The sequence below is a fragment of the Metasolibacillus sp. FSL H7-0170 genome (genome assembly GCF_038593115.1).
Taxonomy (GTDB): Bacteria; Bacillota; Bacilli; order Bacillales_A; family Planococcaceae; genus Metasolibacillus; species Metasolibacillus fluoroglycofenilyticus.
The window spans coordinates 389,846-416,368 of sequence record NZ_CP151964.1 but is presented as its reverse complement, the minus strand read 5'-3'; the positions used below and the strand labels follow the sequence as shown (position 1 = coordinate 416,368).

Below are 26,523 nucleotides of genomic sequence, written 5' to 3'. Positions count from 1 at the left end.
GCTGCTCATTCTTCACTACCCTTCAGATCCTTTCCGATTATTTTATCTAGGTGATTATTAAATTCATCCTCATCCACATTAAATAACGCATGTAAAATCGATTCGATACGTATAATTTTTTGATAGAGATCACGCTGCTGGTGTAAGAAATGTGTCATTTGTTGTTGTGACTCACGTACCACCTTTCCAACATGCAACTGCTCCTCAATAAATGCTTCGTGATATGCATAACGTTCAAGTGCATTTTTTAATAGTACTTGTCTAGAAACCTTCGCTTTTTTAGCAGCCTGATCTAATTTACTTATAGCAATTTCATCAACATCACGAATTAATATATCCCCAACTAAAGCACTCCTTCCTCACTTATAATTTTGATTAATAAACTTTCAATAGCATCAACTTTTTGTTTCAACTCTTCATTTGATTTTGCAAATGCAGCGAATGCATTTGTATGTGTAAGCAACATTTTTTCAATTCGATTCTTTTCTTCTTGAAACACATTTTCCTGTAACGCAATTCGCTCAAGATGTGCACAAACAAATGCATTTTCAGACATATTTTTTTGTTTTGCCATGCTACTTATTTTCTTTTTAACGGAGGGATCAATCCCTCTTGCTTTGATTTCAGCCACTCGTCATCCTCCTAAAAATATGAGTGTTGTAGCAATAATTGAAAATCCCCTGTGAAAACAGGGGATTGAGAGAAAGAGCATAAGGGAAATCTGCTAGCACTTGGGGTGCTAGACTAGGCAGAGCCTAGTATTTCGGTGTCCCCATGATAAAATGCATTTCTATATACTTTCTATACGAACATACTTTCTATTCTATATACTTTCTATATTCCTTTTCCTTGCTTAAAACTGCTTTCCTTCATGAATCTTTTCGATTTTCTCTAGCAATTTCACACGTTTTTGTTGCAGTTCTTCTATGCGTTGTTCATATTGCTCTTGCTTCTCCAATACATTTTCAATCGCTACTTTTTTCTTTGCAATCTGCTGCTGTACCCCATCTTTTTCATCATCTGTTTTATAAACTAATTCACTTTCAAGTTGAGTAATTTCATTTTTTATCGATGAGATAATTTCATCTTGTAATGGTAATTGTTGTGTTTCAAGTGTTGTAATTTGTCGGTCAATTTGTGCGATTTCAAGTGAAATAAACTCTACTTGATATGCTGATTCTGTTTTAACATCTAGGGTCTTATCTAGCTGTATTTCACGATAATCACCTACAATAATTTTTTCTTTTGGCTTCGGTAATTCTAATTCAATCGATTCATCTATTGAACCTTTCTCTGCTAAAAGCTGATCTCTTGCGGCACTCTCAAGTATTTTAGGATCTCGTAATTCTTTCACAAATACACCGATTACTTTGTAATCTTCTGGGACTTGCGAAATGTGCAAAACATATTGATTATTTTGTTGATAGACAATTTTTACTGGATAAACCTCCAGTGTCTGAGATGCTTTTGCAGCAAAAGCAAATGTAGGCTTTACTTGATCTGCACCTGTATGTTTTGTTTCAAGCATTACTTCCATTAAGAGTTTGTCAGGATTGTAATGCCACTTCTTTAGTACAAGTGTTGTTTGTTCTAGCCCTGCAATATCTCTATTAAATGGCGTTTGCTTGATTGGGTTATCATCATAGAGCCACAATTTAGATGTAAAAAAAAGAAGAAAACCTAGAGTGATTACGATGATAAACGCTCTATAAAAGAAGTTTTCAAATCCTCGATTTAATTTACTTTTCAACAACATATCTCCCTTCTATATTTACTGAATTAGTGGTAATGGATTTGTTGGTTGATTGTTTACCCTCACTTCAAAATGTAAATGTGGCCCTGTTGAACGTCCTGTGCTACCTACATTGCCAATTGGCTGATTTTGTTCAACATTTTGTCCTACACGTACATGAGTTGCACTTAAATGTGCATATATCGAAACAACTCCTCCACCGTGATCGATGAAAATAACACTTCCGAATGAATCAGGGTAATTCCCTGTTGCTGGCACAACATAAATAACAACACCTTCCTTCGCTGCATAAACAGGTGTGCCTGTAGGTGCTCCAAAATCAACACCATTATGAAATTCTGGGCCATATCCTAAATCACGCCAACCGAATCCTGAAGTAATTGGATAGTTACCTGTTAGTGGCTTAATCCATCCTTGTGCATTCGGAACACCTGTCCCTCTTCCGCCAGTACCAAATGAGTCATCTCCACATCCCACTCCACGTTCTACGTAATTTAACACTGCCCATACGTAAAGGATATCTCCAAAACATGCACCGTACATTTTGGCTTCTTCTCGTGAACATTTATATAAATGACCATTCCCAATTAAAACTTGAAATTGATATTCTATTTGTGAATACTTAATTGCCATATCATATGTTTCTTTTCCGTCTTCGAATTTTATGTTAAATTCATAGACAGCATCTACCCCCATTTCAGTACGAACAAATTTAATAAAATCTGAACCAAAGTTATAACTTTGAAGGGCTAGAAAAACATCTCCATTTGCGCTTTGTAGCATATAATTAAAGTGTTCAACACCTTGCTGAATTGACTTCTTTGGATTAGTAATACATCCTATAAAACCACATAAACTTTCAGATGCCTGCATGGGATCACGCTCATCTGGATTACCTCCAGATTCTTGTTCCATAATAGCAAGTATGAGAGGTGTATACTCCTCGATGTTTAGCTCTTCTGCATATTTCGATACAAGATACTCGTATTTTTTTACATGGGGTGATATGTTCCCGATTTGAAATTCTGCACATGCAAACTTCCCACCACCGCCTACCATGATTGCTAAAATGACCATCATAATGCAAAATGCAATACCTATGAAAACAGCTCCACTTATGCCTATTGTGCCAGCTATCCACAATAGCAACTTCTTTTTAATTAAGTTTCCAACATGCTTCAAAAACATCCTTTCACCTCACAAAAAGAAGCCTTTGTTTTGTACATAGACTTCTTTGTTTAATTGCTCCACATAAGAACAATCTCATCTATTAAATAAACACCTTGCTGCTCACTAAAAATAAGCTGATACGACATTACATCATCTCTCGCCTCAATAATTGAACCGATAATGATGTCTTTTTCATTGACTTGTTTTGTCGCAAATACTTCCAGTGAATCGACTTTTGAGTAACTGAGCAGTTGAACCTCATCTGAATAAATACGATTAATGAATGAAGGTGTTGCGATTTCTTCCCATCCCTCCTTTTCACCACTAGCAAGTAGGTTTATCGCTTGCTCCGCCTGTTGTAAAATCATTTTATACGCTTCTTTTCCGACGCGTTGTTGAATAATTGTTTCAAAATCAAGCTCTTTAAATTTCTCTTTACCTACTTCTCCAGCAACTATTTTGACGTCAGTCATTTGTAAGACTTCTTTTTGATCTGATTCTTTAATCTCCTCTGTCAATACTGTCTCATCTTCTTTTTCTTCAGGAAATCCAGAATCTGTATAGATATATCCGCTTTCCAATTCTAAATTTTCATCATCTTTTTTTAAAAGTTGCGTATAAATTAGAAGTCCTAGTATCACTAGTGCAATACAGAATAGTAAAGTAAATTTAACTATCGTAGGGCGATTCATGTTACATACCTCCTCTGAATAGGGCAATTTCTTCATCAGATGCTTCCACCGTAAACAATAAATTCCCTACACCATTAATAAGTAACAAGCATTCCCCTTGCTGCAATTGTGGTATTTGTGCTAACTCACTCTCGGATATTTGTCCTTCAAAAATAGTACGCATAGCGTCTAATGCATTGGCATCCTGCTGCATGATGAATTTATATTGTGTTAGCTCAAATAGTTTACGAATTTTAGAAACAACTTCATTATCTGCGTGATCAGGCGCGTAATCTCGAATCGATTGACTCGCTAATACAATTCCTCCTAGATACTTTCGCGCTTCTCGTTCGTAATCAAGGACAAAATCAACCGCAAGTGGATTATCCGCATGAACAAAGCGATGTGATTCATCAATAACAGTAAAAAATCGCACCGCATCATCTATATTGAAGTTTTCATCCTCATACATGGCGCGCATTTGTGGTGTACCAATTTGAATCAAATTGTCCCAAATAAGTGTTAGTGCATTATGCATTTGTGCATTAAAAATATTCTTTTCTAGGTTTGTTAACTGACGTACAGAAAAGAACATAATTTGCTCATCCGTAAAGTCAGGAATGGACGTATGCCCATTAAATAAATAGCCATAGGTATTCACAACATTATCCAAAATCAGCTCAATACGCTCTAAACGATTGGCACGTGCTATGGACAACTCTGTACGAATAACACGTCTACCAATGTCCTCATAAAGCTCCTGCTGCACATAGCTTAGCAGATCGCTGAAAATAGGATAGGATTCATTTGGTAACAGTGAAACACTTTCGCCCTGTTGAATGCGCTCTAAAAAACCAAGAGAGGCATAAAAAGCCCGTAATACTTTCTTAAACTCCTCAATATCTTCTAAAGATTGACCAGCTAAAAATTGATAAAACTTGGCCACTTTTGAAAGGTGTTGCATGAAGCATAATTCTTCGCTTTTTTGGATTGTTTTTTCTCCACTAACATCCTCTTGTCTGTAAATTTGTAAGGGGTTGATAATCCCTTGACTGCCATCCAAGCTAATTAAATGCCCCCCTAACTCTTTGACAATCGTTTCAAATTCACCTACTACATCCAACCCTCTGATGATATTTTGGCGACAAGCATTATCGGTTGTTAATTTTTTTAAGAGCGTTGATTTTCCTGCCCCCATCGTTCCAGCAACAACCGCATTATAATAGCGTCTTTGTTTGTCTTTATGGAAAAGATCAAAAACCACATTCCCTCCCGAAAATGTGGTTCCTAAATAACTCCCTGTAGGATCATTCAATTCAGCAAAATGATAGGGAAGCCCTGCAGCTAATGTTAGCCCCTGCATCCCTTTTCCCTCTCTGCGATTTGGATATGTCTGTTGCTCCTCATAAGATGCAAAAAGCGATTGCCATTCCCAGCTTGTTTCATTTAAGAAAATGCTTCCTTTAAAACCGAAAGAGCGTAAATCTGTTTCGACTGCTTGAATTTTCAGCTCTAGCTCATGGATACTTTTCGCATGGACAAATAAACGAATATCTACTAATTTAACAACTTCGCCCATCTGTGCAATTTCATTATAAAGTCGCTCCAATTCCTGATAACTATTTTGCGCATCCATTTTCTCGGACTGCTGCTTACTGTTGGAGAAACGCATTGTCTGTTCCAGCATACTTTTATTAATTGCACTTACCGTTTCATCCTTCGGCATTGTTGCAACGTCCATCGTGACAATAACATCGCGCATCGAAAACAATTTCTCTAACCAAAGTGGCGATACCATCGTAGGATAATCCCAAAGGTGCACACAGGCCTCGTATCCATCACCTTTTTGAATGTACTTATCCTTAAATTGAACACCCCCCTGCGGCTGAATCGCCGCTAGAAAAGCTGAATTATAGTTTTTATTACGCGCTGCTATTTTTTCTGTTTCTTCAACACTTTGTTTAGGCTGTCCCTTTAATTTTGATACAAGTTCCTTAGATTTCGTTAATAGCATTCATTTCTCTCCTCTCACAGTTTAGAGTTCTGATTATTCAATAGAAATAGCACGTCCTGCCGTTTTTCGATAGAAAGTGACTGTAACGGAAAAGTTTGACGCATCCCTCTATTTAGCTGATTTTTGACATCTTCTAATAGCTGCAATGATGGGGCATACAAAAAGACAAAAAACTCTCGATTCGGACGTTCTTGTTCTAAAAATCGCAATTCAAATAATTTACGATTAATAAAACGTAATAATAGCGGGTTTGTTACACGTTCTTTTTTACGTATCCAATACTGCTGCTGACGCCCTGTGTTGGAAGGAAAGTTCAACGCAATAATTTTATAACTAGGGGCAAAACTGCGATAAGAGCGTGCTTCGAGTAATAAATTCCTGTTTAATTCATCCTCTGTCAACGTCTGTAAATCAGTCGATGTAATTTGCAAAATATCCATATAAATATCGTTTTTCAGTAATATATAATCCTCTGTTATATCAAGAAAAGGCAAAAGAGCAGGTGTTTTACGCAACACATACTCTTTTTTAACAGGTTTCTTCTTTTTCTTACTACCCGATGAAAATTTAAAATACTTCTTTTTAGCCTTCTTCTCTTCTGCATAAGTAGGGACAATAATTGGCTTTACTTCCTCATTGCTCATCCAGCATCCCATCCTCTCCAAACTGCTGGTCATTTAACACCTTTTGAACAGCTAACGCATGATAAGTAGATTGCTTATGCTGAAAAAACAAACGAATCGATTGATAATTTTTCAACCTTGGGTTATTACCAGAAGGTAAAACAAGCCAAAACAATGTACCACTTGCTATTATTAAATATGGAATTACTAGTACACCATGTACTAAATCACGAAAAATCGTTAAAAATAAAAAGAAGCTAACCCCGACAATGATTAGCTCCTTTAATTCTAGACCCATTAATTTAGGTTTCGCTTTAATTTCCTTTGGAATTTCGTACATTATTTATTACCTCCATCATTATTTTTCTTCTTTGGTGAAACAAATTTTGTAGCTCGTCGAATGTTTTGGCCAAGACTAAAGCCACTATTCCCCGCTCTCGTTACACTTTCTTTTAATTCCTGCATATGTCGATTGCCACCAATGATGGTATTCGTATGCACAGCTTGACGATGCCCAAAAGGTGCTTGTTTCGACTTTGATTGCTCATTCACTTGTTTTTGCGCTGTACTTTGCTGATCAGCACGCTGTGCAACATGCTGTTGATGGCCACTTTGACCTTGATCCTGATATGGAATTCCTGAACCTGCTTCAACTGAAATAGGTGTAGATGGTGCTGTTTCATTGTTTATTGGTACAGTTGGAGCTTGTTGAATGTCAGAACTTGTCCCTAGATTGATTGGTGGCGCAGCTGGCATTGTCCTATCCGCTTGATTTTTTGGTTTAACGCCTTTAGTTCCTTCTGATAATGGAATACCTTGTTGTCCTTTGCTTCCTATATCTTGTGGTGGTTTTGATATAGCACCTGCTTTACCTTCCGTATTATTTGAAGAAATATCAGCGACCTTTTGTTGTACGTTTGCGAGCGAAGCCGCTGTTTCTTGATTTGCTGAAGTACTGCTTTCATTTTGTTTTCCTAAAATACCAACTTCACTCGCTGGTATCGATGTCACTCCTTGATGTGCCATACCTTGCGAGCTTATTTCTTGCGGTGGCATTTCTTTTATACCTATTTTATTAAGTGGTGCAGTACCTTCATTTATAGGAATTGCTGTCGTTTCATTTTGTTTCGCAATCCCTTGCTGTTCACCATTTGGTACTTGTTTTAGGGGGACTTTATTCGAATTTTGCATATTTGTATTTGGCTGAATTCTCGCATGATCCTTTAATGATGCTTCATTTGATAAAGTATTTTTTCTCTGTTGCGTATTCTGGCTTTGGGCTATTTCACCTTGTTGTTTAGTCTCTCCAGATGTTGTAGGACTCTGAGATGGTAATGGTGTATAGGTATTATCTCTTGGAACATTCATTGCTCCTTCGGATGCAATCTCGGCAGACGACGGTATTTCTGTTGGAGTAGCCATCGTCGCTTGATTTTCTTGATTTGGACTTTCAGCTTGTTGTAACCCCTTCCCACTTTGACTACCTGGCATATTTGTTATACTTGCTCCATTTCGTTGGTGGTTTTCTTTTGGCGTAGGTGTCCGCATTCCTTCAGCCATTCTACGCATAAAATTCATTCCTCCACCAGTCGCAGATGCTGTTTTCTTTGCTGCATTCCCTAAAGCTTTTGCGCCTCCTGAAGCTACTTTACTCGCTGCATATGCACCCATCATCGCTTGCCATCCATTACGAAGTCCCGCATCAATACCTAGTTGACGTTGTACAATATCTGGCGCATCAATTAATGCCCATGCTCCTGCAATTAACAGAATGATTACACCCCATGTACCAATTTCATAACGCCAACTATTCGCCCAATTCGCAAAAAGAATAAACAATTGCAGTAAAGCAATCATCACAACCATTACTACAAAGGTATTAACAATTTCAACAAGCACTTTTTTTGTCCGTTGTCCTCCTGTCAAATCACTAGCTGCTATAAACACCCCAAAAATCTGATGAAATGCTAAATCAAAAATTGACCGACCAATTTTAATCGCTGTAACAGCTAATGCAAAGCTTGTTACAAGTAATGAAATAATTAAAGTAAACCAATTGACGTGATAGCGATAGTATGTTTCTCTCCCAATTTCAGTTCCTCTAATCTTATTTTTTGCGAGTTCTTCTACTTGATAACTATTACCAACGCCAGTTGGCACAGATTTTGTTTTTAACACCTCTTTTGTAGAGTTACTTAATCCCCTTACCCAATCGGCTTTAAATAACCATCCATCATCCTCATGAAAATCTAGCTTTTGTGTGAATGGTATATAAAGCGCTGAACTCGCTGAAAACCTGTTGGCATACGTATAATCCGAAGTGCCTGAGCCATCTTCTTTATTCTCTGGTCGAGGTAGTGTATTGGCATCTCCCCTGCCATTAGAAAATTGAAAATCATTCTCTGCATAATAGAGAACATCTGCTACATTACTTTTAATCATGTTGCTTGCTAACGATTCTTTCTCAGGTTTAATTTGTTCTATTCCAGCTCCGATAATTTCCTTCATATTAGACATTAAATCAGGGATAATAACGATAAAGCATAGTGCCAACACAATATTCAATAGAACTTCATTGCGTTTTTCAACCTTGTTCATCATAAATTGAAAACCAAGTATTAAAATTGCAATAAAAAACACGACCCAAATAAAAGGTCGCGCCTTATCCATAAACTCCCCAACTGCTCCTGAACTATAAAAGTCATTTAATGTTATGATTTTGGTTACTATCGTTTCTAGCATTCGATTAAACCAGCTAAGCGATATTACAATACCGCTGCCCAATGTTCGTAACACATCTTGCCACATGAAGCCATCGTTAACATGCAAAATAGAATCTAACATTTTATGTTTTTCAATTATTTCTTGATCGTTCACAGCCAAAGCTCTCCTCTCTCTGCTTATTTATGAAAAGAAAAAGGACTCACCATTTTTGGTGAATCCCTATGTTTAAACTAATTAATTATTTAAAATCTCCTTTACTTGATCAGGGTAAGTACGATCGAAATAGCGGAAATTATGAATTTTATAGTATGGTTTCTCCATACGCTCATAATAAAGCTTGGCCAACTCGTGAACTTGTTGGCGTGTCATAATAAATGTACCGGCGATTTGCTCCTTTTCCACACGCCCAAGTGATTCCATTTGTGCAATAATCCAGGCATCATCATAGCCAGACCCAAACAAATAATGCTCAAAAGTAAATGTTTGATTAAACTTGAAACGCACATCATTTAGGCCCATATCGACTAGCTCAAACGTATTTTCATACACTTCATGTGGATGAAGCTCAGAGAGCGGTGTAACAGGAATCGCATAACGCTGTAAAGAAGCTAATTGCGACTCATCCTCTGTATACATCCAATCATCCTTGAACGGTACTGTGCCTTCAGTATAACGCGCAAAATCTGCCTCGCCCTTTTCCATTCCTTCTCGCATAACATGCTCATAAGTTGGGAGCGGTTGATTATTTACAATCGCTTGTTGTACTTGTTCCGCATACGGATAACCTGACATAAAGCCTAGTGATTTTGTAATAAAGAATAAATCAGATACATAATTCGCTTCAAAGATACGATTTGAACCTGTTAATCCTTTATCCTCAAAAGGTAATTGTTGTAGTTTTACCCCATCTGCAAATTCCGCCTGAAGGCTATCATCCAATTCTGCTGCGACATATGTTCCATAGCTTTGTGTATTTTTTAATGGATAAAACGTATCTGCTTGGTGTGCCGCTGAAGGTAATGTTACTTGATAACGTAATGTACCTGGTGTCATTGGCATCATTGTTTGCGTTTTTAATTGAATATGATCTTCATATACACTGTCTACAGCCTGCTTGTAACTTTCGTGATATACATCGGAACGAACAAGTTCTTCAGTTACTACGTCCCATTCAGCTTGACGCCCCACAATCCATTGTTTCGTCAAAATTTCTGAAAATGTATCAGCCTGAATTATATCTTTCATAGAATGGTCAATCGCTAAAGAGCCTTTTAATGATACTACCTGCACCTTTTCCCAATCAGGCATATAATCAAATTCCCATTCGCAAATGCCATTAACACAGCTGGTTTCCTTCCAGCCAATTGGTTCTTCAGCATATTCATAAGTGAATTCATATGCCATCGTTTGTCCTTTAACACTTACACCTGGTACAGAAATTTTAATTGCTTTTTCCTGCGAAATTTTATTTGAGCCATACAACAAAGTGTGTAATGGTTTTTGTATTGCATAATGCTTGTCTTCAGGTATTTCAAAGTTCATGAACATTACAACATAACTATCTTCGTTTGGCTTTAAACGTTGTAATTCCCAATAAACAGCCCCCTCTGCTGGTGGGATTGTTTTCTCTACATTTTGCACTTCAATTGTTTGTACAGCTTCATCAAATAAGCCATGTGTATCTGTTACTTTGAGATGTATATCGTAAAAACAAGATTCATCGATAGGCTTCTCACATGCAATACGAGGGATCATCGTATGCCACCCCTCTTCAGCTGTACCTGAAGTGAACTTCCCTGTTCCCAATGGCTTATAAGTTGATTCTTCTCTTAATTTATAGGACCATTCAGCAACTAGATTATCATTGTTGGGATCGTAGGAAGTGTTTTTAAGAACAATATAGTCACCTACCTCATAAATCGGTTTGTCTGTTTCGAATTTTGCTACAGGAGGCAAATTATCTAACGATAACGTTTTGATCACCTCAGCAGCCTTCCCTTGAAAATCGATGACTCGATTTCGTACATCTACTATTACCCCTACTTCTAGGTGACTTGGTACACCATCTGTCCAATCGCCACCTTCTATACGATAATCAAATTGTTGCGACTGTAATCCATTCCCAAAACCTACATTAATACTTGCTTTATCCTCGTCATGTGCAATAGATAGTATGTCGACCTTTCCTGTCATTTCATCCACTGTAAATGTAAAGTCAGCAGATGGCATTTTATGCACATAAATCTTTAAATTATCTGCTTCGTTTGACCATTTGCGATAATCAACAAATGGGGCAAACGCATTTGGTGCAAAATAACGCGTTAATGGATCATCCTGTGCTGCATAAAATACCTGATAACGCCCTGTCAATCCGAAATGACGATATGGACTTTGTCTTTGCTGTAGATTATCAGCAATAATCCCATTCTCGCTTTCAAAGAAATTTAACTGATGATCGAATTTCCAATAACTATCAATTAAAGGATCGTTTTCATAATCAGAATAATTTGCAACATAGTCTACACTTTCATCTGTAGTAATAAATACTTCTGTTTTCCCTCGACTATTTTCAATTTCACCTAAAATATAATCCGCTACTCCATTTAATGCTCCATCAATATTTGAATTATCAATATATGCGCCTTTTTTAAGTGATTTAGCAATTATACGGTCAATCTGTCCTTTATTGATACCAGTACCCATTCCTAAGAAATGTGCATTGTTCACAAGGTTTGACGCTGTTACCTGTTTTTCTAACTCTGCTGAATACGAGTTATTTTTTACAGCTACCACAAACTTGTTTTTGGTTTCTAAACTAACCTCATTAAATTTGAAGCCCTCTGTAAGAATACGCACTCGACTAATAAACGGAACTGATGAATTGCCTGCAACTTTTGATTTTACAATCGAGTTAATTTTACTTTCCAGTGTAGCAGCATTTATCCCAACTGATGAATCAAGTAAAAATTCAACTTCTACTGCATTGTTATTTTGATTTGCAATAATATAGTTCGCTAATTCCGTTATTTTTGCTTGAAGGTTCGCATTTGTATGTGATGTACCAATATCAATGAATGTCCCTTTGTTACTGTTATTAGATACTACTGTATTTACTGCTCCACGATTTCCTTCTGTTGTAATTCCAACATAATAGCCTTTTGTATCTTTAATTTTATCTTCAAAATCAAATGTGCTTAATTGCTTATTGCTAAACGTTGTCATATACATAGGTGATGGCTGCTGTTTAAATTTCGCACTACGTTTAAATTGAATATTTAAGCCTTCAATTCTTGTGAATTGAGGGACATTATTTTTTGTTGCAATACCTAAATTCGCATTTTTATTTTGTCCTACAGCGTATAGATTACCATTTTCGGCAACAACATGTGTGAACTGATGCCCCATTGAAACCTGTTGTACCTTAAATGCTAAAGGTACTTTCATTGGTGAGTATATATAGTCAGTTACCCACTCATTACTATAATAAGGAAAGCTAGTACCCATCGGAAAGCCCAACTCTCCATTCCAATTATTTCCCACCGCATATAATTCATTCATTTCAGTTAAGAAAAGAGTGGAGTACCCCTCATAGGTTGTTGAAAAATCTTTTATTTTTTCAGGAATATTGAAAGTATATCCAATCTGATTATTACCATATAATCCTGTGCGATGAGCACGTATTAAATTACCATCTTTCTTAATATACAAATTTAGATAATCAGTTGCTCCACCAAATGACCCAGCATAGTTAGTCGTTTTGGTTGCCTTTTTCAAGCCTTGTAATTGTTCAGGTAACCTTTCCCATCTCACATATGAAATGTCTTGCGTCCTTCCCCAACTCCGACTGTCACCCAAGCCATAAGCTATATCATTTTCATCAATTATAATCATATAAAATAATAAGAAACCACTATCCTTAGTTTTTCCTACAGCTAAATCCTTTACTTTTACAGGTAGTTTTAAGTTTCTAGGTATATCAGAAGGTTTCTTTAATTCTTCTTTATTAAAATATATTAGTGGATTGTACACATTACTTGAAGAATGTTCAGCAACATTCCCTACAGCATATACATCCCCATTAGCTAATAAGAACACTGTCACATTATGCATACTGTCCATCTTCACTACTTTATCAGGAAAATTAATTTTCACAGGTGAATATCTAGGGGTTAGTGTGCCATCTCCTATTGCACTAACATCAATAAAATTAGGGAATGGAGTATAGCCCCCGTTTTTATAAAATTTTGAGTCAATCTGCATCTTATTTGCTCCTACACCATACACATCCCCATTCTCGAGCAAAAAATGAGTTGCATAGCGATTCGTAGCGGTTATTTGACGTACTCTACCGGGTAAAGGAATCTCAACGTAAGGTGCAATCATATTGCCATTGGCATCTAGTACACCAGTAGCACTACCGTTACCAATAATACCGTCACCCATACCATAAGCCTTGCCATCGCTATCTATGATATAACTTTTATCAAATCCGTCAGCAAAAACTTCATGTTCATAAGTAGTATTATTTGCAAAAGTGATATTTGCCTTTAAATTGTGTTTTTCTAGTAAATTATTCAAGTAAGGTGTCATTGCCTTTACTTGAGCTTCACTGTAAGGAGAATCCACCAAATCATATTGAACCTCTACGTTTTCTTTGTGATTTTTAAGCCCCACAGATGCTACAGGAGCGATATTATCGACTTCAACTATTTTACTAGCAATTGCTTTTGAATCTGTATTGCCATTTCGTAAATCCGTTGTAGCTTTGTTAAATGATAAATCAACGAAAGCGGGGATAGTTTCATGAATGTATTTCTCGAACACTTCAAGCTCAATTAAATACTTACCGACTTTAGAAGTTAAATACTTTGCTAATTCGTTGTTATTTTCATCAAAAGTGACAAATTGCTCGTCTGTAAAATTACCATCATTATTTGAATCAAAGGCTACTCGCCAAATACGTTTTTGAATCATGTCGTCCATCGAATAAGATTTATCTTGAATTTCAATCGTTGCTTGAGCATTTTGATTGTTGGCTACTTCTCGGTAAATGACTGGCGTAATGTCGAAATCAGCAACAGGATCAAGGTCAGGTATAACATTTAATGTCACTGTGTACGTAGCATTATCGCCTACGCTGTTTTCTACATATCGAGTTACTTTAATTTCACCCGTCGTTTTTAATAGAAAATCAATTTCTTGTGCATGTGGAACATTACCGCTAATGTCCTGTACAATCCTCAATTTATCTTGTTTCGTTGGATCAATTGTTTCGATTGTCCATGTTTGTTTAACAAGAGGGTAAAGATTTAAGGCTGCCGTATTATCATCATATGGATGTGATGCTTGCAGGCTAATTTTACGATTTTCTTTGTGAGTGCCTTTTGCTACAAAGTGAGCATTTGGCATTGGCTTTGTCACAATGATTTTCTTTGTATCCATCGCTGTATCGCCGTCATCGTCTCTAACAACAACAGTAACCGTTTTTTCGCCTTCTTCTTCGTAATACAAACCACATGTTTGTCTACCTGTTGGATCTCCGCGACCTGTGTAATCCCATCCATACGCTACAATTTCACCATCCTCATCATGTGCATTGGCTACAGCACAAAATTTCTGTCCAACTGTTACTTGCTCCGGCACAATAAGCTCAACTGTAGGGGGAATATTCGGCTCGTCAGGCTCAGGTTCTGGCTCTTCTGGTGCAGGCGTTGATGATACAATCAATTCTGCTTCCGCTTTCATTCCTTGATAAGATGCTTCAACTTGTGTCTTACCTTCCTTTAAGCTAGTAAATAAACCTTTACCACTTGATGCTGCAATATCTGTTTTAATTGCCTTCCAAGTGGACTTGTCTGTCACCTCTGTTCTTTTTCCTGTTTTATCTGTATAGAACGCTTTATAGTTAGCCTTATGATTAACAGGAATTGTGATTGTTTCAGGTGTTACTTCCAAATAGGCTTGTCCTTTTTCTTTGGCACTAAATGTTTTTGTAAGTGCTGTAGAAGAACGATAAACACCGTCTGTCACAGTCAATGTTGCTGTAAATTTGCCTACTGTTGCAGGCGTGAAGGAGAAGATTGTTTTCCCTTCATACTTTCCTGTATGTGCACGATCCTGTGTCGCTAAACCACCTGAAGCATTTTTTGTGGATGTGACAGATTGCACTTTACGCCCTACTTCTTTTCCTTCAGCATCTGTAATAATTAACGTATAATCAAGCTTATTGCCACCGTAATTGTACTCAAATGCAGCGAAATCGAATGAAACAGGCTTACCAACATCGGTATTCGTTGCACTAACAGTGAAACTTGTGATATTTGGATAAGCCGTTCGCAGAATACGTAAGCGTGTAGGGTTGGTGCTGTCAAAGTTAGCCCCTGTATTTTCAGCAAAGCCCCCAGCTTTTTTCACAATGTCTCCAATGTAGTAGAAATCGCCATATTTTCCACCCTTAGTATCCCGAACAGTAAATTGTGATAAATTCTTGTAATTTTCTTTACTACCACCGTAACGATTGACAAACTCATTTTCTGTTAAATCCTCGATGCGGACTAAGTTCCGTGCTGTCCCTAAACTTCTTGGGACGATATGATACCACTTATCCCCTGCATAGGCTTTAACAGACTTACCATTTGCCGTAAAAGTCGTATTATCAGAAGAAGGACTACCCGATAGCTTCCCATCATAAATGGTCGCATACCGATAGTCCCCTAAATATTGCACACCTGATAATCCCTTACTGTCAACACGTCTAAATTCTATGTCCCCTCCTGGAATTAATCGCGGTATATCCAAATGCGTTTCTCCATCAAAAAATGGTACTTCATTCGCTGCTAGTGTGTTGGTAGACGAAAAAACCTCCCCAAAAAGTTGAGGAGGAAAGCTACTAAACACAAGGACGAATATTAAAAGAATTGAAAACAACTTCTTCATTTCATCACCTGTTCCTTATTTTATTGTTTAATATCCATCCAAAAATGGTTACGTTCAATGTTTCTATCGACACCTAATCGAATTTTGTATTTGCCCATCTCAATATGTTCAATATTGTCAAAAACTTTTTCGTTTCGTTTTTCTAACCCTTCTGCCACTTTCTCATCAATCATATGTCCCAGTGCTTCTGTGTCAAAATCTGAACCAAATACAGTGTTTAAAATACGTTTTACCACCACTTGTGAATCGGGTTGTGTATAGTCAAATGCAACGTTTTGTCTGCCTTTTAACTCGTCACTTTCATAAATAATCTGCGCACCTAAAAGTCTATCTACTGGTTTCCAATTATCATTGTTAAAATCGAAAGATGCTACACCGAAACTCGTCACTTTTAAGTCCGTACCTGTCAAAATATCTTCCGCATTGACAATGACCTTTTTGAATCCATAATATTCTTTTAAAGCAAGTGAAAATGCAGTTGGGTATTTGATACTGCCCTTTTTAAACAACGGACTCGATTTAATGTACTCATTAATCTCCTTCTCCGTACTGCTCATCGAAATTTTGTTTGTTGATGGCTTTTGAGCAGTATCACCACCTGTTTTTTCCAATCCCATTGCACGATACATAAATACGGCATAATGTGCACGTGTTAATGATCCTTTTTCTTTAAACGTTTTATCTTCATAGCCTGTCGTTACATCATTTTCATATAGTGCTGCAACATAACTACTGTACTTCGATGAAACATCTGTAAGAGGGTGTTTCGTGCCTTTTAAGTCAAATGCTGTAGCTAAAATCTTCGCCATTTCTCCACGTGTTAACGGCGCATTGGGGTTAATATTGCCCTTTGCATCCATATCTAATAAGCCTGCATTGACTAACGCCATGAGGTCGTTATAGTAGGCATTTGTTTTTGGTAAATCTTTTGGAGCGCCAATATTTTTTGATACTTTTACAGATACAGCACGATTTAATAATGCAGCTGCATGTTTACGAGTTAACGTTTCGTTTGGCTTGAAAGTACCATCCTCATAGCCACTGATAATTCCCTTTTCAGTCATTGTGTGAATGCTGTCGTAGTAAGGACTGTTCTGTGATACATCTTTAAATGTTTTACTGTAAGTCGCTGCTTCTACATCTACAGGCACAACAATCGCTGGTAGTGCAATTGATGCTGCTAATGCAGCAATAAATAAATTTTTACGCATATTAAAATCCCCCTGTTAGGTATTATTTTCAAATAGTTCACCTGTAACTTACCACTATTAAATAGGAAGTTACTCATTATAAATATGATATCATAATTTTTACAAATATCAATTCAGATATTCCATATTTGAGGATTTTTTACGTATTTCTTTCAAGAATTTTTATTTATGAATTGGATACGCAATTGCAATAAAAAAAGCATACCCATAGCAACCCCAAGACAAAAAGTATTAGTTTTTGACATATTTATTTCTACCTCATTTCCATAAGTAACAAATAATTTATCATCCTATCATTCTTTTTGTGTATAAAAGGGACTCACCAAAAATGGCGAATCCCTATCCATCACCTTTAATGGCGAACTGAAATATCCATATTCTTCTGCTGTACCAAATACAACGTCCACAAAATTCCACCATACGTCACTAATAAGACGGCCTGGCTTACAAAGCCTGTACTTAAAAAGATATCCCATAAATGAAAGACCATTGTATTTAAAACGATTGGGATTGTTAGCACCATGCCAAGTAGTGCATAGACATTCATCGCAAAACCTTTACGTTTACGATAAAGCTCATCTCGTTTTCTCAATTCAAAAACCATGTTATGTTGTATTTGGCCAAATAGCTCTTCCGCATCTCCGCCATATTCATATCGAATCGCTAAGTTTTGATGGAATTGATTGAGCATTGGGAAGTCAAAAACTTCATATTGTTTTGTTTCTAACACTGCGTGCTTTTCTAAGGACTCGATGCTCATGTCTATTTTTTTCTGTATATCAGGATGTGCAGTTTCTCTAGTAGCTTTCAAGGCATGGTACTCGTTGTAGCCTGTTTGCAAGTAGAAAACAACATTGATTACATAGTTTAGTAGCTCTGCTAAATGCCTTTGATGTGTTTCTAGCTTACGGTTTTGAATCGTGAAAACGAAAAAGAAAAAGAACGCTCCACCTAACCCTACTAAAAGGCTTAGCGTCCGTTCATTTGATAAATAATAATAGAGCTGATAATTGATAAGAAACCAAACAAGAAAATAGAGGACTAATTCCCAGCCATAAAACAGCAACCGTGCTTCTTTAAACAAAGCCCTCATCCAACTGCACCTACTTTTTGTTTATATTTCTCAGGTAATAATACAGTTGGAACAAGATGGATTAATTCTTTATCTTCTAGCTCAGCGCATGTACGCTCTGATAAAGTCCCAAAACGCTGCTCTTGATAATAGCGACCTGTTTTCACATCACGGACTTTGACTACTTGATATAGGTAACGCCCTGTAGCCCCTTTTTCAGTATAATCTTCAAATTCAACTAATTCTTTTAAATAACGGACTGTTTTTTGCTCTTCGTTACGTTCTGCTCTCAAGTAAGCACCAAAGCGGAAGAAGCGGACAATTTCATTGCCAATACTTACATCACTCGCTCTTGCATAAGCAGGCGCTTGTCGAATCATCGGACTCATGCGAAGCGGAATATCCATCGCACTTGGCGCATGAATGGTTGTAAGTATAGCATGGTCTGTTTTGACTGCATCTAATGCGTCAGCTGCTTCTGCACCTCGTATTTCCGCAGGCATTAAATAATCCGGATCATTACGTAGCCCATCTTTCACCGCGTCAGACATTTCATAAATACCTGGTATCGTTTTAACACTTGTAATATCACGCTCAGGATATAATGCTTTAATATGGCTATCCCTTGTATCCTCTGCTAAGAAAATACTTGCGTTTTCATCCATATAGCCAACCAGCAACTTTTGGAACTCCGTTTTCCCTGCACCTGTGCGACCAGCAAGCACCATATTAAGCTCCGCTAACATAAGCACCTTAAATAATTGCTCAACAATTTCATCATTATTTGACACTAAACTTTCGAGCGATTCTATCGCTAATCGTGGTCTAGAAATACGTACAGCTAGTGTTGTACCATCTGGACTCACTCGCTTATGCAGCGCATTAATACGCAAAATGCCAATTTCCGTATCTAAACGTGGTTCCGCATAAGTAAATGTACGCTGCTGTACATCTGCTATTTGCTTAATAAGCTGCTTTACATCATCCTCTGTAGGCTGTATTGGTGCAAAATAAGGCGCTTTTACATTATCTTTAATGCGCAAGTGTGTGCCGTTATATTTAATATCCGTTACACTTTCTATTGCCATATGAGGCCCTAGAAAACTATTGTTCAAAAGGTTATAAATTCTTTGTTCTTCAGTAATCATTAACCTCAGTCCTTTCAAATAATTCCTTTAATCCAAAGAACAGTAATCTTGCTTCTTCTTGCGTCAACGAAATACCTTTTCCTGCTTTACTTTTATCTGGCGACCACCAGCGAACATCGATTGTCATGGGCTTGTTATACCAAATGACTTTCCCCAACTCCCTTGTCCAGCCTGTCTCAGCAGTACGTAAAGTGGCAATTTGTTCCTCAATTTTAAATGTATCAGCCATAATCATTCCCCCTTCGGTAGTACTGACAATGCATCGATAATTGTACCAATGTAATGAGAGAACAGTACTAGAGCAAAAGCAACAACTAAAAATAAAGCGAGTAGCATAGGCAAATACGAAATTTTAAAGCTTGTATCCATTTTCGATTCAATTAATTGATCAACTTTATTTTCTTGAATATTTTGCACATATTGCTGTAGTGCTAGAATAGCTTCTTTTCGTACACCTTGCTCACTGAATTGATAAATCATATTCATAATCATGTACGCTTCAGGTGAACCAATATATGCTGCAAAATCTAAATAATCTTGTCGATTATTGCCCTGTTCAATTTTCTGAATAAGCTCCTCTAACTTTTTGTTCAAAGGAGCTTGTGTATAAGGAACCGTTGTCTTTAAGGCTTGATAAACATTTCCTGTACTCGGCAAAAGCACCATAAAACTTTGTGAAAACGGTAAAAATAGAAACCCATTTTTTAAATCAATAGAACTCTTTTCCAACAGTAATTGTAAATAAGGCATTTTCCAGCCAATTAAAAAAGCGATTGGTAATCCGATAAACCAAACCGCAGATGCTTGTCCAATTGAAATGCCAATAAAAAATAGCATAGACACAATTAAACTGTACAAGATTCGTTTAAATAAAAGATGCTTTTTAGAAATCTGAAAGAACTCTAAATGCGCATCCCTCAAACGCTCCATAAACAACTCTTGAATCATTCTTTATATATCTCCCTCCATAATCTGTTTTTGCAAAACATACATTGATTCATCATCTATTAATTCTTTATCTTGCTGTCGCTTTTCTTGTTGTTCATGCAATACATTGCGCCATATTTTTAATGTATGCTGCGGTATATACTTTTCTAACTGTTTAAAAATCTCTGCTTCAAGTGGTTTTGGAATCACTAGCTCCGTATACGCCATAAAGCTTAGTAAATGTAAAAATGACCACTGTGGCAATTCATCTAAATAATCCTTCGGCATAATTGTATAGAGCTTAGAGGATAATTCCGTAAAAGCACCATTTCCCATTACCAGCTTCATACATATATACAAATCGCGCTCTGTTTTAGATGTAAAAATGATATCCGACATTTTTAAGCGATGATAGGTTGTTGATAGTATCGGTAGATTTAAAATCGATTTACTATTATCAAAATCGTCTGCTAAATATTCATGACGGAACTTTGCTGCCGTTTTACCTGTATTGAATATAGGTTTAGGTTTAATTTTCTTAAATTTATTATCTTGACGTTTGTTTGCACGAACAACGACTGATTCGCCCTCTAGTAATTGCATGAGTTCATCAGGCATTAATAAAGCACGTTCTTTTGTTGATTCACTGTGTGTTTTATTCATCGATAGGAGATGTCCACTACGACTTACATCTGTAATGGTTTTAGTCCCAATAAGCGCCGAGAATTGCTCAGCTGTTGCCTCATCCTTCGTTAAAATATAAATTTGATTGGAGCAGTTACCGATAATCGTATCTGCATCATGGTCTCCATATTTCCCTCGTAATTGTGAATAAGCTTGGATAATTAAATGGAAACGGAAACCCCGACCTGCGCCTACTGTGACCATGCCAGCCATGCCATCAACAGTTGGCATATTTCCGAACTCATCGAGCAAAGCATGCACTTGTCGCTTCATTTTTCCACTTGGGCTTAATGTTGCCTTCTCCGCATTGGTACGGTACATTTGACTAATAAAAATACTCGCAAGTACGTGGTTTGACTCGTCAAAGTCAGGTGTAACCATGAAAACAGCAACTGGCTTGTCTCCAAAGCCAATATCCGTTAAATCTAAACTGTTGTAGCTTGTTAGCTTTGCATTTGGTTCTAAAGTGAAAATTTGTAATTTATCCATCGCAGTAGAGAAAATACTCGCTCGCGTATTACCAGCAGCAAAGTTACTTGTTGCATACATCATACGTGCGGGGTTATTCTCATCACGCTCACGGAAAAATAAATCTAAGGCGTTTTCTCCCTCATCATCTGTATCACTACCAAAAGTAGAAAGAAAATTAGCCACTGAATACATATTGACTGTTTCTTCACGTCCAACGAGTAATGTATCTTCAACCATCGCTAAAATAATCGCCGTAACTAAAGATTTAGCTGAGTTATTCCAAAATGGGTCTTTGGCGTTCGGATCATTGTATAACATGAAAGCAACACTATTTGCATATTGTTGCGCTAAACTGCTATCTCCTCTTTTCCATGCATCAACAACAATTTTAATTGGATCAAAGCCCATGCCCATATATTGCTGTAGTAAATTAAATACATATACATCATAGCCTCGCGCAATCAATGTATCGTAACTAGCAGCTGCTAGCTCACCTTTCGGATCATTAATAACAAGTGAGGGTTTGTTTTTCGATCGACTCTGTACATCAATCATTGGAAAAACAAAGGTTTCTCCTTTACCACTTCTGGTGATACCTATTACCATCGTATGGACAGGCCCACTATCAATTAATAGCCTATATGGACGTCCTGTCTCTCTTAGAGCTGAAATAATAATGCCACCATCACCGTCATATTCCTCGTGAGCTGCGGGGATGATTTTATATTGCTTCTTTAATTGTTTTACTTCTTCAAACTCGCTCGTGCCATGTTGCCCCTGATTTAGATTTCCATAGCTTAATCTTATATTGTAAACAAACTTAATAAGCCCTATGGCCGAAAGGAGGGCAAAGCCAATATAAAAAGGTAGAATATTTGCTTGAAAATCAAACACACTCTGCCAATTCATATTAAATAGCACTTTCTGATTCTGTTGAAATTGTTGAATCGCTGCTAATATTGATTGTAAAAAGGCGAGTACAAAATTAGCAACAAAAAACATGACAATGCTGTAGAACAAAGAAAATAATAGTAGCAATTTTGGTTTTGCTATAAATTCTAATAGCCGTTGTCCAACCACCTAGCCTCCCTCCTTTTATTCACGTTTCATAATCGTTACGTTATTGTGCATTTCTATTCGCTCTAGCCCCTTCACATTTTGATATTCATATACATAATTAATAACAATCTCTTCACCAAAATGCCTAACACCATCTGGTTGTGAGTAAGTAATTTGAAAGCCTCTCTCCTGTAGATTATTTGTCACTTGTCTTACAACTGGAGATACCCCACCCTCCGCTTTTATTAACTCTGGTATTTCCGTTGTCACTTTTAGAAATGCCTGCTGCTGAAAAGAATCGATTGTCACCATCAGAAAATACGGAATTCCAAAAACTGCGACAATTATTAAAATGAAAATACCACTCTTCATATTTGACACACGCCATTCACCACCTACATTTTCAGCTATACAAAAAGCACTCACCAAAATTGGTGAATGCTCTTATTTCATTAATTCATTTAAAGCTAAATGCTTTTCAGCAATTCCCTTCACATTTCCATCTTCATCAACATACTGCATACGATAGTGTATCCCTCGTATTTCGAGCTGATTTTCAGTAATTTGCCCTTTCTTATCAGTAAATACATAATCCACTTTTACATCGTATGGCAGGTTCTTTTGTGCTGCGGCAAGCTCCATTGCTAAATTCTGAAGTAACTCCTCTTTAGCAAAATACGCTTCCTCATTTTGCAAATTTCCTTCTTGATTGATTTCTGCACGAGCTACACCGATATTGGCCATTTCCATAATTCCATCTGTTTCAGCAACTGTTCGTGTCGATATATTTTGTGTAGAGCCAATGTAGTGCATTACTGTAATAAAAATTAAAGCAATTACTACTAGAGGTAACAGCTTTAGGTATGCTGGCATATTCTCACCTCTTTTTAACGTTCATATTCTTGTCGTTTTTTGGGTACTAACAAATACGGCTGCACCTTTTTTTCAAAATCCTTTCGATTGTTCAATACAAATTCAGCAGGGTTTTGATATTCGGAATTTCCATAATCGAATACTTGATATTTCAGCCCTTGTTTTTGCAAAAAATTGATTATTTTATGTGTATCTGCCTGTCCCTCCTCTGTACTAGGAAATGCTAGAAGAAAAGTTTTGTCATACATATTTCTACTTTGCATCCAGCGATTAAATCGACCTTTAATTTCTTCTACTTTCTCCTCATGCGGTATTGCTATAACACCAATACTTGAATCAACGCTTCTAAAAGCTAGGGCATCTAAGTTAGAATGACAAATAACAATTTGCTGCATCTCTTTTTTCACATCTATATAGCTTCTATTTGATGTAGCAAAACGCTGTTGAAACAATTGCACATCACGTTCAAACCGTTCTGGGCTCTCGACAAGAAAAGCATTGGCATCTTTTTGTGCTTTAGGATAACTAAACACCTGGTAATCTGCCTGAATTTCCTCTAAGCAACGAGCAATTTCAATGGCCGCTTTATACCCTGCGATGTCATCATCCATTGCAATGAGAAATTTTTTATCTTGATACTGTGTAGCCTGCTGCTTTAAGTGCATACAAAGATTTCTCCATTTACGCGAACCGGTTAATGCCATAACACCTATTTCCTTGTCTACTTCCCGAAAAGATAACCCATCAAAAAGCGCCTCACTAATTACAATACTTTCTGCGTGTTCAGGCACATCAACAAAAAAATCCCTTGCCTTGTTGGAGGGATTAATAATTAATTGTAGCTCTTTTGGTTGTATATCTGGATTAATTGTCGATCGAAGAAGAATGCGATCCACCCGTCCATCGTCACCAAATATAGGTGATACTAAATTACGTTGGCACATCCAATAATTTGTTGCGTAATCCTTTGGCAATAACTCGCCCGCATACTCAAACATAAAAGAAACACCAGCATCACGAAAGTCTGCAATGAATGGTGTTGTAGTTTCACGTGATAGCCCACGATATCCATTATCTAGAGCATCACTTTGAATATGGTGTAAAAAGTGTTGCATCATATCTGTAAATCGGTCAATTTGCTTTGCTTGTGCAACTGTTAATCCCTTCTCTTGTTCTACTGGCTCTTGATACATATACTCTTCATCTTTTTCGGCAATCTTTAATAAAAAACGTTCCCCGCAAGAATTTTCACGATTGCATTGAATAAAGTTCAGATTATTTTTGTAAATAAAAGCCTCTTGCTCTTGGCATTCTGGACAACTACAAATATAATAACGCCCTCGATCCTGTGCATTTAATTCCGTCAGCATTTCATTAATCGACTGATATACTAACCGATTCTTGCTCATGTCCGCTTTCCGTTTCTACTTGTAATTGCCCTTCTATACCTTCTTTAAAATGCTTGAGCACAGGTGTGAGGACGAGTGACTCTACCATTGCATCATCAGTAAGAGCAAAGCCTTGTGTTAAAATAGCATCATACTTTTCATATAACGCTTCAAATAAAAGCAGTTGTTGCTCGTAGCCCTGAGCAAAACCTAATTGATTGACGTATGCAGTAAAAAGAATTTGTTGCACATTCTGATACAATTTAAAGTTTGGACAAAGTGCATCAATACGCTCTTTCCCAACAGACTGAAAACGGGCACAGGCATATTGAACAAATGATTGAAGCGTTTCTGATAATAGAGCCTCTACCCCTGCACTTAATGCCTTTTGTCGCTGAACCAATCCAATTTGCTGCTGTACAGCATCCGATTTCCCTGCCTCATCAATAACTTTGTATAGAGCCATTTTTATCGATGCCATCATCTGTTCAAGCTCTGCATAAAACCCTGTCTTCACTAATGGCTGCATACTTTGATACAGCATATAGAGCTTGCTTGTATCTAAAAGTATTGGAAAAGGTGTAAAAGTTGGTACACCAAACAACTGGTCACTGCGAATTGCAAATAAGGCAAACTCTTTATTTAAAAAGAGCTGCCTTTCTTGCTCTGCATATTCCGCCAATTGATTCGTATATCGGTGTCGATGCTCCTCGTCCCAACTACCATATGTCAGCATCGTTTGTTCCAGTTGCTTTTGCAAACTTTCCTTTTTGCTGAAATCTACGTGACTAATAACAAGACATTTTCCATCCATCCAGAATTCAAAAGGCTTGTTAGCTTCTCTTTTTTCTTTTGTTAATCGCAGTCTAAGTTTTTCGATTAACTCTTCAGCCTCAACTAAAAAATAGTTGCGTTCATCATCAATTTCTCGAAAATGGTCACCTTCAGCTTGAAAACGAATATATAATTTTCTCATGCCTCATTCCTCCTAGAATCCTGACATTTTACCAGTTCCCCAAGCAACGAGTGATGCAGCTAAATAAACAATGGCAAAACCAATAAATACGTTCATCATCCACGTTTGAGCTGCTTCCTTTTTGTTTGGGTCTTTCGCAAACATCCAAACAAAACCAATAATCACTAGCACAATTCCTGCAACAGCAGGTGCAAGGCCTTGTACATCTTTTGCAATGTCGTTAATGAGTGATGTAACATTATCCAAATTTATTCACCTTCCCTTTTTGCTAATGAAGCAATACTGCCTTTATTTTTTAAATTAAAATCTATAACAAACGCCTGATGCTGCTCATGAAGCCATAAAAAATAGGACAGTCCATGTCCATCACAAATTTCCTTTACCAAAGATTCCATTTCGGCATAGCCATTAGGCTTTTGACGCTGTGCTGATTTAGATCGATTTTTTGCTGTAGATGATTTAGCACTATTCGTTCTAATGCTATTTGTTTGCTCAACACCATTCATAAAACTCATCCTTCCTTTCCCTCGTGAATAAAGCAAAAAAGAGAGTTGCCTCCCTCGTTTTTTCAGGTTTAATTAAAACCAGTAGCTCCAAATACTTTACTTATCAAGCTACGCATACCTTGACCGATTTCCTCCATAGATGGATCAATCACACCCGTAGAAAACGCGATAAAAATACCGAAAATCACCAACGCAATTAGAATTAAAAACATCTCTGATTTAAAAATACTCAAACTTTTTCATCTCCTTTTTAATAGATAAAATTCTGTTATACACACTTTAAAACATCACTCAAAAGGACTCACCATAATTGGTGA

23 protein-coding genes are annotated in these 26,523 nt (G+C 37.0%); all 23 read right to left on the bottom strand.

Going from position 1 to position 26,523, the window contains the following annotated elements; genetic code table 11:
- Positions 1–5 precede the first annotated feature (5 nt).
- Positions 6–197 (bottom strand): hypothetical protein, encoded by a 192-nt coding sequence (locus tag MHH70_RS01960; RefSeq protein ID WP_342472401.1) that lies wholly within the window; start codon positions 195–197, stop codon positions 6–8.
- Between the two features lie 146 nt (positions 198–343).
- The gene (locus tag MHH70_RS01955) at positions 344–631 is read right to left on the bottom strand and encodes a hypothetical protein (protein WP_342472400.1); all 288 of its coding nucleotides are present in this window, start codon (positions 629–631) and stop codon (positions 344–346) included.
- 222 nt (positions 632–853) lie between these two features.
- Positions 854–1,750, bottom strand: a complete 897-nt coding sequence (locus tag MHH70_RS01950; RefSeq protein WP_342472399.1) for a hypothetical protein — start codon at positions 1,748–1,750, stop codon at positions 854–856.
- 21 nt (positions 1,751–1,771) lie between these two features.
- The gene (locus MHH70_RS01945) at positions 1,772–2,941 is read right to left on the bottom strand and encodes a lysozyme family protein (RefSeq protein ID WP_342472398.1); all 1,170 of its coding nucleotides are present in this window, start codon (positions 2,939–2,941) and stop codon (positions 1,772–1,774) included.
- A gap of 50 nt (positions 2,942–2,991) precedes the next feature.
- Positions 2,992–3,615 carry a hypothetical protein gene (locus tag MHH70_RS01940; protein WP_342472397.1) on the bottom strand — a complete coding sequence of 208 codons (624 nt, stop codon included), beginning with the start codon at positions 3,613–3,615 and terminating at the stop codon, positions 2,992–2,994.
- Position 3,616: 1 nt separating this feature from the next.
- Positions 3,617–5,608, bottom strand: a complete 1,992-nt coding sequence (locus MHH70_RS01935) for a type IV secretion system protein VirB4 (RefSeq protein WP_342472396.1) — start codon at positions 5,606–5,608, stop codon at positions 3,617–3,619.
- A 14-nt stretch (positions 5,609–5,622) separates the two neighbouring features.
- A complete protein-coding gene (locus MHH70_RS01930; protein WP_342472395.1) occupies positions 5,623–6,252 on the bottom strand; it encodes a hypothetical protein in 630 nt (209 codons plus the stop codon).
- Complete coding sequence (locus tag MHH70_RS01925; protein WP_342472394.1) at positions 6,242–6,571, bottom strand: DUF5592 family protein; 330 nt, start codon at positions 6,569–6,571, stop codon at positions 6,242–6,244. Before MHH70_RS01925 ends, MHH70_RS01930 begins: the two co-directional genes overlap by 11 nt.
- Positions 6,571–9,108 (bottom strand): pLS20_p028 family conjugation system transmembrane protein, encoded by a 2,538-nt coding sequence (locus MHH70_RS01920; protein ID WP_342472393.1) that lies wholly within the window; start codon positions 9,106–9,108, stop codon positions 6,571–6,573. The genes MHH70_RS01925 and MHH70_RS01920 overlap by 1 nt, the downstream gene beginning before the upstream one ends.
- A gap of 81 nt (positions 9,109–9,189) precedes the next feature.
- Positions 9,190–15,753, bottom strand: a complete 6,564-nt coding sequence (locus MHH70_RS01915; protein ID WP_342472392.1) for a PKD domain-containing protein — start codon at positions 15,751–15,753, stop codon at positions 9,190–9,192.
- A gap of 158 nt (positions 15,754–15,911) precedes the next feature.
- A complete protein-coding gene (locus MHH70_RS01910) occupies positions 15,912–17,102 on the bottom strand; it encodes an S-layer homology domain-containing protein (protein WP_342472391.1) in 1,191 nt (396 codons plus the stop codon).
- A 352-nt stretch (positions 17,103–17,454) separates the two neighbouring features.
- The gene (locus MHH70_RS01905; protein WP_342472390.1) at positions 17,455–18,186 is read right to left on the bottom strand and encodes a hypothetical protein; all 732 of its coding nucleotides are present in this window, start codon (positions 18,184–18,186) and stop codon (positions 17,455–17,457) included.
- 5 nt (positions 18,187–18,191) lie between these two features.
- Positions 18,192–19,262: an ATPase, T2SS/T4P/T4SS family gene (locus MHH70_RS01900; protein ID WP_342472389.1), complete on the bottom strand. Its 1,071-nt coding sequence runs from the start codon at positions 19,260–19,262 to the stop codon at positions 18,192–18,194.
- Positions 19,263–19,311: 49 nt separating this feature from the next.
- Positions 19,312–19,551 carry a PC4/YdbC family ssDNA-binding protein gene (locus tag MHH70_RS01895; RefSeq protein ID WP_066163375.1) on the bottom strand — a complete coding sequence of 80 codons (240 nt, stop codon included), beginning with the start codon at positions 19,549–19,551 and terminating at the stop codon, positions 19,312–19,314.
- A gap of 2 nt (positions 19,552–19,553) precedes the next feature.
- Positions 19,554–20,270, bottom strand: a complete 717-nt coding sequence (locus MHH70_RS01890; protein ID WP_342472388.1) for a hypothetical protein — start codon at positions 20,268–20,270, stop codon at positions 19,554–19,556.
- 3 nt (positions 20,271–20,273) lie between these two features.
- Positions 20,274–22,484 carry a type IV secretory system conjugative DNA transfer family protein gene (locus MHH70_RS01885; protein ID WP_342472387.1) on the bottom strand — a complete coding sequence of 737 codons (2,211 nt, stop codon included), beginning with the start codon at positions 22,482–22,484 and terminating at the stop codon, positions 20,274–20,276.
- 15 nt (positions 22,485–22,499) lie between these two features.
- Positions 22,500–22,844 (bottom strand): hypothetical protein, encoded by a 345-nt coding sequence (locus MHH70_RS01880; RefSeq protein WP_342472386.1) that lies wholly within the window; start codon positions 22,842–22,844, stop codon positions 22,500–22,502.
- A 63-nt stretch (positions 22,845–22,907) separates the two neighbouring features.
- Positions 22,908–23,336: a hypothetical protein gene (locus MHH70_RS01875; RefSeq protein WP_066163384.1), complete on the bottom strand. Its 429-nt coding sequence runs from the start codon at positions 23,334–23,336 to the stop codon at positions 22,908–22,910.
- Positions 23,337–23,350: 14 nt separating this feature from the next.
- On the bottom strand, positions 23,351–24,745 hold the full coding sequence (locus tag MHH70_RS01870; RefSeq protein ID WP_342472385.1) for a toprim domain-containing protein: 1,395 nt from the start codon (positions 24,743–24,745) through the stop codon (positions 23,351–23,353).
- Positions 24,711–25,700 (bottom strand): hypothetical protein, encoded by a 990-nt coding sequence (locus MHH70_RS01865; RefSeq protein WP_342472384.1) that lies wholly within the window; start codon positions 25,698–25,700, stop codon positions 24,711–24,713. Before MHH70_RS01865 ends, MHH70_RS01870 begins: the two co-directional genes overlap by 35 nt.
- Before the next feature lie 12 nt (positions 25,701–25,712).
- Positions 25,713–25,946 (bottom strand): pilin, encoded by a 234-nt coding sequence (locus tag MHH70_RS01860; protein WP_066163388.1) that lies wholly within the window; start codon positions 25,944–25,946, stop codon positions 25,713–25,715.
- A 2-nt stretch (positions 25,947–25,948) separates the two neighbouring features.
- Positions 25,949–26,215: a hypothetical protein gene (locus tag MHH70_RS01855; protein ID WP_342472383.1), complete on the bottom strand. Its 267-nt coding sequence runs from the start codon at positions 26,213–26,215 to the stop codon at positions 25,949–25,951.
- 59 nt (positions 26,216–26,274) lie between these two features.
- Positions 26,275–26,439, bottom strand: a complete 165-nt coding sequence (locus MHH70_RS01850; protein WP_161956388.1) for a hypothetical protein — start codon at positions 26,437–26,439, stop codon at positions 26,275–26,277.
- Between the last annotated feature and the right edge of the window lie 84 nt (positions 26,440–26,523).